Raw genomic sequence first — 12326 nt, 5'->3', positions numbered from 1 at the left:
CGAATAGTAGCGCGGAAAACCCTAAAAATAGGGGGAAAACGTTGCTTTTTTGCTTCAGAGAAAGGCCGTTTCGTCAAACGAACGCAATTTCCGGCTGTGCAGGCGCTCTAACGGCATCCCGCGCAGGTGCTCCATTGCGCGTATTCCGATCGCCAGATGGCGGCTGACCTGTGTGGTATAGAACGCCGAAGCCATGCCGGGAAGCTTTAATTCACCGTGCAAAGGCTTGTCCGACACACACAGCAAAGTGCCATAAGGAACTCGGAATCGATAGCCATTGGCGGCGATTGTGGCGCTTTCCATATCCAGTGCAATCGCGCGGGATTGGCCGAGGCGCTGCACCGGGCCGGACTGATCGCGCAGCTCCCAGTTGCGGTTGTCGACCGATGCGACGGTGCCAGTGCGCATGATCCGTTTCAGCTCATAACCTTCCAGTTCCGTGACCTCGGCCACGGCCTGTTCCAAAGCCACCTGAATCTCGGCCAGTGGCGGGATCGGCACCCAGACGGGCAGGTCATCGTCCAGCACCTTGTCCTCGCGCAGATAGGCATGGGCCAGCACGAAATCCCCCAGCGCCTGCGTGTTGCGCAGCCCGGCGCAATGGCCGACCATCAGCCAGGCATGCGGGCGCAGCACCGCGATATGGTCGGTGGCGGTTTTCGCATTCGACGGCCCGACCCCGATATTGACCAGAGTGATCCCGGCCCCGTCCGCGCGTTTCAGGTGGTAGGTCGGCATCTGAGGCAGTTTCAGGGGTTGTTCCAGCGTTCCGTCCGGGGTCGTGATCTCGACATTCCCGGTCGAGACAAAGCTGGTGTATCCGCTATCCGGGTCGGCCAGTTGCTCGCGCGCGTAGTTTTCGAATTCGGAGACATAGAACTGGTAGTTGGTGAACAGGACGTGGTTCTGGAAATGACTCGGGTCGGTCGCAGTGTAGTGCGACAGCCGCGCCAGCGAGTAATCCACACGTTGCGCGGTGAACAGGGCCAGCGGGCCGATCTCGTCATTTGTGTCATAGACACCGTTGACGATGTCATCATTTGTGGTGGTTAGATCCGGAACATCGAACACGTCGCGCAGGGTGAACCCGGCGGCACCCTGATGCGGCACCACCAGATCGGGGTTGTTGGCCACGGCGAAATGCACCGGGATTGGCGTGTCGGATGCCTGAATCGTCACCGGCTGATCATGGTTCCTGATCAGCAGAGCGATCTGTTGCGTCAGGTAGGATCGGAACAGGTCGGGCCGTGTCACCGTTGTGGCGTGAGTTCCGGGCTCGGACACGTGGCCAAAGCTCAGCCGACTGTCGACCTGCGCATAGGAGGACGTCTTGATGCGAATTTCCGGGTAAAAGGCCCGGTACCGTTCGGCCGGAGTACCCTGTTCCATCGCTTTGGCAAAGCTGTCGCACAGGAACTGCGTCGCCTTTTCGTACAGCTCTTCCAGACGGGCCACGGCGGCGGCGGGGTCGGTGAACTTTTCAGGCGTGGGGACGTCGGGTGTTTTTATTATTGTCATGCAAGAGGTTCCAGAAGCTCGATCTTTTCAAATGTGCGCACATCCACCAGCCCAAGGTCGGAAATCCGCAATTCCGGGATCACGACCAAAGCCAGCAACGAGTGCTGCATGTATGCGTTGTTCAACTGACAGCCGCAGGCCTGCATCGCCGCAACCATCTTGTCCGCCTTGGCGGCAACGTCAGCGGCGGGGCTGTCGGACATCAGCCCGGCAATCGGCAGTTCCACCAGCGCCAGTTCTTTTCCATCACGGAAAATGGTGATGCCGCCGCCAACCTCGGCCAGACGGTTTGCAGCCAGCGCCATCTGCTCCCGGTCGGTGCCAACAACGATCATATGGTGGCTGTCATGGGCCACGGTCGAGGCCATCGCCATTTGGCCCTGATAGCCAAAGCCCGAGACAAAGGCGTTGGTCACCCCTCCGGTCCCGCGGTGGCGTTCGACCAGCGCGATCTGGCAGACGTCGCCTTCGCCTTCGACCAACCCGCCGATGATCGGCAACTCGGCCTTCAGAGCCTTAGTCGGGGCCTGATTTTCCACCACACCGATGACGTTTGCCTGAACCCGGTTGGCGCCAGCGGGCGCTTTGATTTCGAAGTCCGCATCGGTCAGCGTATGACCCAGATGCACAGTGTTGCGGGCACTGTCGGGCCAGTTCAGATGCGGACAGTCGACGGTGATCGCCCCATTCTCTGCCACCACTTGCCCACGGGCGACGACCAGTTCGATGGGCAGTTCCGTCAGGTCCGAACTGAGGATGACGTCCGCCCGTCGTCCCGGCGTGATTGATCCGATCTCGCGCTCCAAACCAAAATGTGTTGCGGTGTTGATCGTGGCCATCTGCAGGGCGATCAGTGGATCACAGCCGCAGGCAATCGCATGGCGCACCACCCGATTCATATGTCCGTCATTCACCAAAGTGCCGGAATGGCAGTCATCTGTGCACAGGATGAAATTGCGTGGGTCGAGCCCCTTTTCGGTGACGGCCGTGATCTGGCTTTCGACGTCGTACCAAGCCGACCCCAGCCGCATCATCGACCGCATCCCTTGGCGGACGCGCGCAATGGCGTCGGCCTCACAGGTTCCTTCGTGGTCATCTGCCGGGCCGCCCGCGACATAGGCCGCGAAATCGGGCCCCAGATCCGGCGAGGCATAATGCCCGCCCACCGTCTTGCCTACCCGTTGGGTTGCGGCAATCTCGGCCAGCATCTTCGGGTCGCCATGGATCACACCGGGGAAATTCATCATCTCACCCAGCCCGATGATCCCTGGCCAGTTCATCGCCTCGGCCACGTCTTCGGGGGTGATCTCATATCCGGTGGTCTCAAGCCCCGGGGCAGAGGGCGCACAGGACGGCATCTGGGTGAAGATGTTCACCGGCTGCATCAGCGCCTCGTCATGCATCATGCGCACGCCGTCCAGCCCCAGCACATTGGCAATCTCGTGTGGATCGGTGAACATCGAGGTCGTGCCATGCGGGATCACCGCACGGGCGAACTCGGCCGGGGTCAACATGCCCGATTCGATATGCATATGGGCGTCGCACAGGCCCGGCACCATGTAACGTCCGTTTGCTTCGATGATCTGCGTGTCGGGGTCAATGCAATGCGATGCGTCCGGCCCGACAAAGGCCACGCGCCCTGCTGCAATAGCAATGTCATGGTCGGACAGCGCCTCGCGGCTGTGGACATTCACCCAGACCCCGCTGCGAATGACCAAATCCGCAGCCTCGCGTCCTGCGGCAACTGCAATCAATTGGGGGGCGACATCGGGCCAGCTTGGGAAGGGCGTGTATTCCATGGCTCAACTTTCCCGAATGCACAAAAAGGTGCAACCCCCGGCGCACAGCTATCATGAAACCGTCACGCAGCGCGTCAGCGCTGCCCGGCCCAACCAGAGGAGGTGCCGCGCAGCGGCATTGACGATGGACGGGAGTGCTCCGGTCACGCCAGCCGGTCCGTCTCCATCTCGTGGCGCAGCCAATCGGCAAAGGCCAGCGCTCCCGGCGTTTCCTCGGCCTGTGGGGACAGCAGCAGGTAATAGGCCTCGGGCATTGCTGCGCGATGGACGAAAGGCGCCACCAATCGCCCTTGCCGGATCAGGTCGCGGGCGATGGTGTCATGGGTCAGGCACAAGCCCCCTCCGGCCATCGCCACGGACAGGCTGACCAGGTAGGTGGTCGAATAGGTAATTGGCGGGTTTTCCCAGGTCAAAGGCTGATCCTCTGCCCAATTCGCCCAGTTGGACAAAAGGTTGGAACAGTCAAACAGCGGCTGTTGCTGCAACGTGTCCAATGTCACCTCGTAACCGGGGGCGCAGACCGGGTAATAGTGGTCGGTCCGCAGCAACTCTGTTCGCACAGTGTCCGATGGCCGCAGGGAATAGCGGATTTCCACCGCGGCGCCCTCGGCCATCTCACGCGGCTCCCACAACTCGGTAAAGATGTTCAGCTGCACGTCGGGGTGCTCGGATCGAAACTGCGGCAGGCGCGGGGCCAGCCAGTTGACGGCAAAACTGATGTTGCTTTGCACCTGCACCGCGTTCTGCTGCGCCCCGGTGACGGCTTGTGTGCCGCGCACCAGTGTCCGGAACGCATCGCGCACCACCGGCAGATAGGTGATGCCGGCCTCGGTCAGCTCCAGCGAGCGCGGGCGGCGTACGAACAGGGGCTGACCCAGATAGCCCTCCAACGATTTGATCTGCTGGCTGACCGCGCTTTGGGTCATGTTCAGATCCCGGGCCGCCCCGGTGAAAGACAGATGCCGGGCCGAGGCCTCGAACGTGCGCAGCCAACCCAGTGGAGGAAGCGAATTCTGCATGTGCATAACCCTGTCATTAGTCCAGCTAATGAATTAGGTCTGTTTTTTTCGTTGGTCAAACATTCGCGCCGCAGGCACGCTTTTGCCAAGCCCGAGCCAGTCCAACAGGAGCCCGAAATGACCGTCACCAACCTGCGCCCCAATATCGATCACTGGGTGGAACGCGTGGACCTTGCGGCCGCTTTCCGCTGGACCGAGCGGCTGAACATGCATGAAGGCGTGGCCAACCATTTCAGCCTTGCGGTGAACGAGGACGGCACGCAGTTCCTGATGAACCCCAACCAGATGCATTTCGCACGGATCAGGGCGTCGAACCTGCTGCTGCTGGATGCCAAAGATCCGGACGTGATGTCCCAGCCCGGTGCGCCCGATCCGACCGCCTGGGGGTTGCACGGATCGATTCACCGTCAATGCCCGCACGCGCGCTGTGTGATGCATGTGCATTCGATCTTTGCCACAGTGCTGGCGTCGCTGGCGGACAGCACCCTGCCGCCGATCGATCAGAACACGGCCACCTTCTACAACCGCTACGTGATCGACCAGGAATTCGGCGGTTTGGCTTTCGAAAGCGAGGGCGAACGTTGCGCCGGGATGCTGTCGGACCCGAAGAAAAAGGTCATGATCATGGGCAACCACGGTGTGTTGGTGATCGGCAGTGACCCCGCGGATACCTTCAACCGCCTTTATTACTTCGAACGCGCGGCGGAGACCTATATTCGCGCGCTGCAAACCGGCCAGCCCCTGCGCGTGCTGTCTGACGAGATCGCCGAGAAGACAGCGCAGGAACTGGACGGCTATCCCGATCAGGCCGAGGCACATCTGCGCGAAATCAAGGCTCTGCTGGATGCCGAAGGCTCCGACTACGCCACATAAAGGGTACTGCCATGACCGACACCGCTCAGGACCCCGAAGCCGCCCGCTGGCACTATCACCCCGAGGGGCCGGTTGGGCTGAATCCGCTGTTCAACTGGCCTCTGCGCCCTGCTGCCGTGTTGAAATGGTATAGCGGCGCGTGGCTGCAGATCACGGCGCTGACATTATGCATGGCGCTGGCCGTTTCAGCCTACGTGTTCTTCTTTCCGGCGTTGGAGACGATGCAAAGCTTTGCGCCCGGTTGGATGTTCCGCATCTGGCTGCTGAACATGGTGCCGCAGATTCTGGTCGCAGGCAGCCTGCATTGGTGGCTCTACATGCGCAAAGGTCAGGGCATGTACAAGAAGTTTGACCGACGCGACCTGACCCGCGACAATGGCAACTTCACCTTCCGCAGTCAGGTCTGGGACAACATCTGGTGGACGTTGGGCAGCGCCATGACGGTGGCGACCGTTTATCAGTGGATCATCTACTGGGCGATGGCCAACGGGTATGTTCCCACCGTCACATGGGCCAGCGCGCCGGTCTGGTGTGTGGTCTGGATGTTGTTCATTCCGATGTGGTCGGGGCTGCATTTCTATTGGGTGCACCGGCTGGAGCATCATCCCAAGCTTTATAAACACGTCCATGCGGTGCATCACCGGAACGTCAATATCGGGCCGTGGTCGGGGATCTCGAACCATTGGTATGAAAACCTGCTGTATTTCACCACCTACTTCATCCACCTGATCGTGCCGTCGCACCCGCTGCATGTGCTGTTCCACACGTATTTCCAACAGATCAGTCCGGTCTTGTCGCATTCCGGCTTTGAGAAGCTGAAGGCCGGGGACACCGATGCCGCCCGTGCCGGGGATTTCTTTCACCAGCTGCACCACCGGTATTTCGAGTGCAACTACGGCACGTCCGAGATTCCCTTCGACAAGTGGTTCGGCACCTATCACGACGGTTCAGCCGAGGCGACGACGCGGACCCGGGCGTTCAAGAAGCAGATGTATACGTAACGGTCACGTCCGCTCGAACAAGGCAATCAGCGCGGTGTCGTCCTTGTTGGGACCCACGGCCAGATCGCCATAGATTCGCACTTCGGGCAGGGTCAGGTTCTGTATCTGGCCCTGCGCCAGCCTGTGCAGCGCCTCGGCAAAACCCAGTTTTTCATAATGCTGCGCGTTGATTGACAGGGCGAATTGCGCGCCCGGGCGGGCAATGCGCAGCAGGGCGGGCAGGGCCTCGGGGCCCAGATGGCCATGGGTGAAGGTGCCCGAGGATACAATGCCGGAATAGCTGTCGCGCGGAACCGGGATGCCCTGGTTCAGATCGGCCTCGATCGCATCGCGGTAGATATCCTTGCGCATCGCCTGATCCAGCATCTCGGTGCTGATATCGGTGGCGTCGATAGGCCCGACGCCCAGCCCGGCCAGAACCGCGCCGCATAATCCGGTGCCCGCGCCGACATCCAGAACCGGGCCTTGCCCACCGGCGGCCACAAAGGCACGGGCCGTGTGAATATAGAGCTGGTAATCCTCGCGCGCGGCGAAGGTTTCGTCATAATCTCCGGCCCATTCGGCATAGAGCTCTTTGTGATCCTCGGGCGAGTCCAGAGAATACGCGGTGTGCAGGTTCGGAGTTTTTTCAGCCATGATTAAAAGAAAGGCGCATCAGGGGATTCGAATCAAGTATTCAGACGCAGGTGCTTGCATCCGCCGGGATTGCGGATCATCAAAGGTGACATGACAGGAACTCTTTTTTCGTTCGGCCACGGATATTCGGCGCAAGCCTTGTCCCAGCTACTGAAACCCCAAGGGTGGCGCATCGTCGGCACCACCCGCGATCCCGCTCAAGCCGCCACCATTCGCGCATCCGGCGCCGAGCCGTTGATCTGGCCGGGGCAGACACCGGATCTGGACGGGGTGACGCATCTGCTGATTTCGACGTCTCCCAACAAAGGTGGTGATCCGGTGCTGGCTGCGTTGCAGGACGAGATCGCCGCACGGGCCGCGCAATTCCAATGGGTCGGTTACCTGTCGACGACCGCGGTTTATGGCGATCATCAGGGGGAATGGGTGGATGAATCCACTCCGCCCGCCCCCACGGCCGAACGAGGCCGGTGGCGGGTGAAGGCCGAGGAGCAATGGCGGAACATCCCCGGATTGCCGGTCCATGTCTTCCGGCTGGCCGGTATCTATGGCCCTGGTCGTGGCCCGTTTTCCAAGCTCAAGCGGGCGGGGATGCGGCGCATCATCAAGCCCGGCCAGGTGTTTTCCCGCATTCATGTGGCGGACATCGCGCAGGTTCTGGCCGCGTCGATGGCTGCACCCAATCCCGGCGCCATATATAATGTCTGCGATGATGAGCCGGTTCCGCCTCAGGACGTCATCGCCTATGCCGCCGAGTTGCAGGGCCTGCCTTTGCCGCCCGCGGTTCCCTTTGACGAGGCTGATATGACCCCGATGGCGCGCAGCTTTTACAATGAGAACAAGCGCGTCCGGAATGACCGGATCAAGGATGAGCTGGGCGTACGCCTGCTGTATCCGGACTATCGCACCGGGCTGGAGGCCCTGATGAAAGACGTCTGACGCTCAGCCGGCGGCCTTGATCAGGTCGGCGGCTTTCTCAGCAATCATGACGGTCGGCGCGTTGGTGTTGCCCGAGATCAACGTCGGCATGACCGAGGCATCGACCACCCGTAGCCCCTCGATCCCGCGCACGCGCAGTTCGGGATCAACCACGGCCATCTCATCCACCCCCATTTTGCAGGTTCCAACCGGGTGATAGATGGTGTCGGCGCGGTCGCGGATGTGTTTTTCCCAATCGGCGTCGGTGCGGGCGGTGTTGGTTCCGAACATCTCTTTGTGGCGGTATCTGGCCAGCGCCGGGGCCTCAAGGATTTCTCGCATCATCCGCGCGCCCTTGATCATCGTGTCCAGATCGCGGTCGTCCGACAAAAACGCCGGATCGATGGCAGGTGCGGCAAAGGGATCAGGGCTGTTCAGGCCAATTGTTCCACGGCTTTCGGGGCGCAGTTTGCAGACGTGGCAAGTGAACCCATGACCATAGTGCAGTTTGCGGGCGTGATCATCGACCAGCGCGATGGTGAAGTGCAGCTGAATGTCGGGCCGGTCCAGATCGGCCGAAGTCTTCAGAAACCCTGCCCCCTCGGCAAAGGGCGTTGCCGCCATCGACACGCCGGTCTTGCGCCAGCGCAGAAGGTGACGGGTCAGCTTTGCCGACGCGACCGGGCTGATCCCGAAATTGTCGGTGTCCCTGGTTTTGTAGGACAGGATGAAATCCAGATGGTCCTGCAGGTTCTTGCCCACACCGGGCAGGTTGTGGCGCACGGCAATGCCGTGTTTGGTCAGATCCTCTGCGGCCCCGATCCCGGACAGTTGCAGAAGGTGCGGGGATTTCAGCGCTCCGGCGCAGATCAGCACCTCGCGCTTTGCCGTAACCGTGATGTCGGGACCTTTGGCCTTCTTCTTATAGATCACCCCGGTCGCGCGCTTGCCGTCAAAGGTCAGCTCTTTGGCATGGGCCTGGGTGATCACCGTCAGGTTGGGGCGGCCCAGAACCGGAAAGACATAAGCCGCCGCGGCCGAGCACCGCTCGCCGTTTTTGGCCGGGTCGTGAAACTGCGTCACCTGATACAGGCCGACCCCTTCATTGTCGCCGCGATTGAAATCATCGGTGCGGCGGTGCTGCATCTGCTCGGCCGCCTCAACGAAGGCATGGGTGATCGGGCGCGGCTCTTTCTGGTTTGATACCTGCAGCGGGCCGCTGGCGCCATGCAGGTCATCGGCACCGTCCTCATTGTTCTCGGACCGTTTGAAATAGGGCAGGACACTGTCCCAGCCCCAGCCGGTGCAGCCCAGTTCGGCCCAGCCGTCATAGTCCTGACGATGGCCCCGCACATAAAGCATCGCATTGATCGCGCTGGATCCGCCCAGTGCCTTGCCACGCGGCTGATAGCCCCGACGCCCGTTCAGCCCCGGTTGCGGCACTGTTTCAAAGGCCCAGTTGTTGATCTTGGGACGTCCGGGCAGGGCAGCAACAACGGCCGAGGGCATCCGGACCAGTATACTGTCGCCGCGTCCGCCAGCCTCAAGCAGGCAAACGCGTTTGCTTGGGTCTTCGCTGAGACGGCTGGCAAGCACCGAACCTGCGGACCCGCCGCCGACAATGACATAGTCGAATTCCATTCCGATTTCCCCCTCCTGCCCGACCGGTCACGGCGATGTCTGGGTCAGCCTTGTCCAAGACTGTGGCCGAGCGATGGGAAAAAACAATCGCCGTATCCGGGATGTGACCCAAGGTTATTACGGTTGGTCTGACTCATTCTTAAAATATCATAATTAAATCCTATCAAATTCATCACCAAACAAAACTTTTTTGCATGGCTTTGGTTTGCTACGTCTTGAAGGGACAAGACGAAAGAGTCGCCGATACCTTGCCCAGGACGCGCCGCGCATCCTTGGCGGGGTAAAGGTGCCCTCTGCATGTGCTCTTGATCGACCGAGTTTTGACCGCGCGAACCTGCCGGAAATTAGCCAGGATTGGAGATCGATATGGACGGAAGTGATAACCCCAAAACGGGCGGTTGCCCGGTAATGCATGGCGCCGGAACCCGGTCGAACCGGGATTGGTGGCCGAACCAGCTGAACCTGTCGATCCTACATCAGAACGCGCCCGCGTCGAACCCGTTGGGTGCGGATTTCGACTATGCCGACGCATTCAAGACGCTGGACATGAAAGCGCTGAAAGAAGACCTCTATGCGCTGATGACGGATTCGCAGGACTGGTGGCCGGCGGATTATGGTCATTACGGCGGCCTGTTCATCCGCATGGCTTGGCACAGCGCGGGCACCTACCGGACGGCGGATGGCCGCGGCGGTGCCTCGACCGGCAACCAGCGGTTCGCGCCGCTGAACAGCTGGCCGGATAACGGCAACCTGGACAAGGCGCGCCGTCTGCTGTGGCCGATCAAGCAGAAATACGGCAACCAGATTTCCTGGGCTGACCTGATGATCCTGGCCGGAAACTGCGCCATCGAATCCATGGGCGGCAAAACCTTCGGTTTCGCCGGTGGCCGTGAAGATATCTGGGCGCCCGAGGAAGACATCTATTGGGGCGCCGAAACCGATTGGCTGGCCCCGACCGACAACCCGCACAGCCGTTACTCGGGTGAGCGCGATCTGGAAAACCCGCTGGCCGCCGTGCAGATGGGCCTGATCTATGTGAACCCCGAAGGCCCGGATGGCGAGCCGAACGTCTTGGCCTCGGGCCGCGACATCCGTGACACCTTTGGCCGGATGGCAATGAATGACGAGGAAACCGTTGCTCTGGTCGCCGGGGGCCACACCTTTGGCAAGGCGCATGGTGCGGGCGATCCGGATCTGGTCGGCCCCGAGCCCGAAGCCGCCCCGATCGAGGATATGGGCTTTGGCTGGATCAACAAGTTCGGCTCGGGCAAGGGGGATGACACCACCACCAGCGGAATCGAGGGCGCATGGACCGCAAACCCGATCAAATGGGACAATGGCTATTTCGACCTGCTGTTCCGCTATGACTGGAACCTGACCAAAAGCCCCTCGGGCGCTTATATCTGGGAACCGGTTGGCGTTAAGGAAGAAGACATGGCCCCGGCGGCGCATGATCCGTCGAAAAAGGTCAAGACCATGATGACCACCGCCGACATGGCGATGCGCATGGACCCGATCTATGGCCCGATCTCGAAGCGTTTCCACGAGAACCCGGAAGAGTTCGCTGATGCCTTCGCCCGCGCCTGGTTCAAACTGACTCACCGCGACATGGGTCCGCGTTCGGCCTACATCGGCCCGGAGGCCCCGGCCGAGGAACTGCTATGGCAGGACAACGTTCCGGCGGTGGATCACGATCTGGTTGACGACGCGGATGTGGCCGACCTGAAAGCCAGAGTCGCCGCGACCGGCCTGTCGGTGTCCGAATTGGTCTCGACCGCGTGGGCCTCAGCGTCGACCTTCCGCGGGTCGGACAAGCGGGGCGGGGCCAACGGCGCCCGTATCCGTCTTGCACCGCAGAAAGACTGGGATGTGAACGAGCCGATGAAACTGTCCAAGGCGCTGGGCGCTCTGGAGGGTGTTCAGACCGCGTTCAACGACGCGCAGTCTGGCAACAAGAAAGTGTCGCTGGCCGACGTGATCGTGCTGGCCGGAGCGGTCGGTGTCGAACAGGCGGCCAAAGCCGGCGGTCAGGATGTCGAGGTTCCGTTCACCCCGGGCCGCACCGATGCGACGCAAGAGCAGACGGATGTGGACAGCTTCTCGGTGATGGAGCCGATTGCTGACGGTTTCCGCAACTATCAGAAGGCCGATTATACAGTGTCACCCGAAGAACTGCTGGTCGACCGGGCGCAATTGCTGACCCTCTCTGCGCCCGAAATGACGGTGCTGGTCGGTGGCCTGCGGGTTTTGGGTGCCAATTTCGGCGACAGCACGCACGGCGTGTTCACCGATCGCGTCGGAACGCTCAGCAACGACTTCTTCACCAGCATTCTGGACATGGGCACAGAATGGAAGCCCGCGGGCAAAGGCGTCTATGAGGGCCGCGACCGCGCCAGTGGTGAGGTCAAATGGACCGGCACCCGCGTCGATCTGGTCTTTGGTTCGAACTCGCAACTGCGGGCGCTGGCCGAGGTCTATGGCCAGGCCGATGCCGAGGGCAAATTCGTCTGTGACTTTGTCTCGGCCTGGAACAAGGTGATGAACGCGGATCGGTTCGATCTGAAGTAAACAGGACGACCACTCACGAAATGACGCCGCCCGGCGAGACTCGGGCGGCGTTTTCTTCCGCCCGAGTCTCGGGCGCCTACCAAGCATTGGGTACGATTCCACCGAAAGGCCAATCTTTCCGAGGTTTCCACCGGCAATAACAGGTCTCAGCGAAGGAAATTCTAAAGCCAACCTGTTGTTTTTATTAAGGTGAGTGAGTTTCTGCCGATAAATGTGAAGTTTTTTCAAAATGGGGGTTGCAGGTCCCGGGCCCAATCCGTAAATACCCCTTCACCGGCGCTGCTGAGGCGGTGCTGACGGGTCGGAGAGACGGCCTGACGGACTGGAAAGACGGTTGAGACGCATCGGAGAGACGG

Annotated in this window: 9 protein-coding genes; 4 read left to right on the top strand and 5 right to left on the bottom strand. The window is 60.9% G+C overall.

The genetic code is table 11. The features are described from left to right. Positions 1 to 54: 54 nt before the first annotated feature. The 3 genes from ACR0DO_RS07260 to ACR0DO_RS07250 form a co-directional block, all read right to left on the bottom strand. Positions 55 to 1518, bottom strand: coding sequence for an AMP nucleosidase (locus ACR0DO_RS07260; protein WP_480557512.1), 1464 nt, complete (start codon positions 1516 to 1518; stop codon positions 55 to 57). After that, positions 1515 to 3317 carry an adenine deaminase gene (ade, locus tag ACR0DO_RS07255; RefSeq protein ID WP_480557510.1) on the bottom strand — a complete coding sequence of 601 codons (1803 nt, stop codon included), beginning with the start codon at positions 3315 to 3317 and terminating at the stop codon, positions 1515 to 1517. The genes ACR0DO_RS07260 and ade overlap by 4 nt, the downstream gene beginning before the upstream one ends. Before the next feature lie 143 nt (positions 3318 to 3460). Then, positions 3461 to 4336, bottom strand: a complete 876-nt coding sequence (locus tag ACR0DO_RS07250; RefSeq protein ID WP_480557508.1) for a LysR family transcriptional regulator — start codon at positions 4334 to 4336, stop codon at positions 3461 to 3463. A 117-nt stretch (positions 4337 to 4453) separates the two neighbouring features. Between ACR0DO_RS07250 and ACR0DO_RS07245 the strand changes: the two genes are divergently transcribed. Next, positions 4454 to 5209, top strand: a complete 756-nt coding sequence (locus ACR0DO_RS07245) for a class II aldolase and adducin N-terminal domain-containing protein (protein WP_480557506.1) — start codon at positions 4454 to 4456, stop codon at positions 5207 to 5209. 11 nt (positions 5210 to 5220) lie between these two features. Beyond that, complete coding sequence (locus tag ACR0DO_RS07240) at positions 5221 to 6210, top strand: sterol desaturase family protein (RefSeq protein WP_480557504.1); 990 nt, start codon at positions 5221 to 5223, stop codon at positions 6208 to 6210. Between the two features lie 3 nt (positions 6211 to 6213). Here ACR0DO_RS07240 and ACR0DO_RS07235 read toward each other — a convergent pair whose 3' ends face one another. After that, a complete protein-coding gene (locus tag ACR0DO_RS07235) occupies positions 6214 to 6846 on the bottom strand; it encodes a class I SAM-dependent DNA methyltransferase (protein WP_480557502.1) in 633 nt (210 codons plus the stop codon). 90 nt (positions 6847 to 6936) lie between these two features. Between ACR0DO_RS07235 and ACR0DO_RS07230 the strand changes: the two genes are divergently transcribed. Further along, positions 6937 to 7782 (top strand): SDR family oxidoreductase, encoded by an 846-nt coding sequence (locus tag ACR0DO_RS07230; RefSeq protein ID WP_480557500.1) that lies wholly within the window; start codon positions 6937 to 6939, stop codon positions 7780 to 7782. A 3-nt stretch (positions 7783 to 7785) separates the two neighbouring features. Here ACR0DO_RS07230 and ACR0DO_RS07225 read toward each other — a convergent pair whose 3' ends face one another. Continuing rightward, positions 7786 to 9402 carry a GMC family oxidoreductase gene (locus ACR0DO_RS07225; protein ID WP_480557498.1) on the bottom strand — a complete coding sequence of 539 codons (1617 nt, stop codon included), beginning with the start codon at positions 9400 to 9402 and terminating at the stop codon, positions 7786 to 7788. A gap of 366 nt (positions 9403 to 9768) precedes the next feature. On the opposite strand from ACR0DO_RS07225, the gene katG reads away from it, so the two are divergent. Continuing rightward, complete coding sequence (gene katG, locus ACR0DO_RS07220; protein WP_480557496.1) at positions 9769 to 11970, top strand: catalase/peroxidase HPI; 2202 nt, start codon at positions 9769 to 9771, stop codon at positions 11968 to 11970. The last annotated feature ends 356 nt before the right edge of the window (positions 11971 to 12326 follow it).

The organism is Ruegeria sp. AM9 (assembly GCF_056540565.1).
This window is presented reverse-complemented; position numbering and strand designations above follow the sequence as displayed.

Bases quoted from the DNA above. Each gene is read 5' to 3' on its own strand.
- katG (WP_480557496.1), top strand. From the start codon at position 9,769: ATGGACGGAAGTGATAACCCCAAAACGGGCGGTTGCCCGGTAATGCAT.
- ACR0DO_RS07245 (WP_480557506.1), top strand. From the start codon at position 4,454: ATGACCGTCACCAACCTGCGCCCCAATATCGATCACTGGGTGGAACGC.
- ACR0DO_RS07250 (WP_480557508.1), bottom strand. From the start codon at position 4,336: ATGCAGAATTCGCTTCCTCCACTGGGTTGGCTGCGCACGTTCGAGGCC.
- ACR0DO_RS07235 (WP_480557502.1), bottom strand. From the start codon at position 6,846: ATGGCTGAAAAAACTCCGAACCTGCACACCGCGTATTCTCTGGACTCG.
- ade (WP_480557510.1), bottom strand. From the start codon at position 3,317: ATGGAATACACGCCCTTCCCAAGCTGGCCCGATGTCGCCCCCCAATTG.
- ACR0DO_RS07230 (WP_480557500.1), top strand. From the start codon at position 6,937: ATGACAGGAACTCTTTTTTCGTTCGGCCACGGATATTCGGCGCAAGCC.
- ACR0DO_RS07240 (WP_480557504.1), top strand. From the start codon at position 5,221: ATGACCGACACCGCTCAGGACCCCGAAGCCGCCCGCTGGCACTATCAC.
- ACR0DO_RS07260 (WP_480557512.1), bottom strand. From the start codon at position 1,518: ATGACAATAATAAAAACACCCGACGTCCCCACGCCTGAAAAGTTCACC.
- ACR0DO_RS07225 (WP_480557498.1), bottom strand. From the start codon at position 9,402: ATGGAATTCGACTATGTCATTGTCGGCGGCGGGTCCGCAGGTTCGGTG.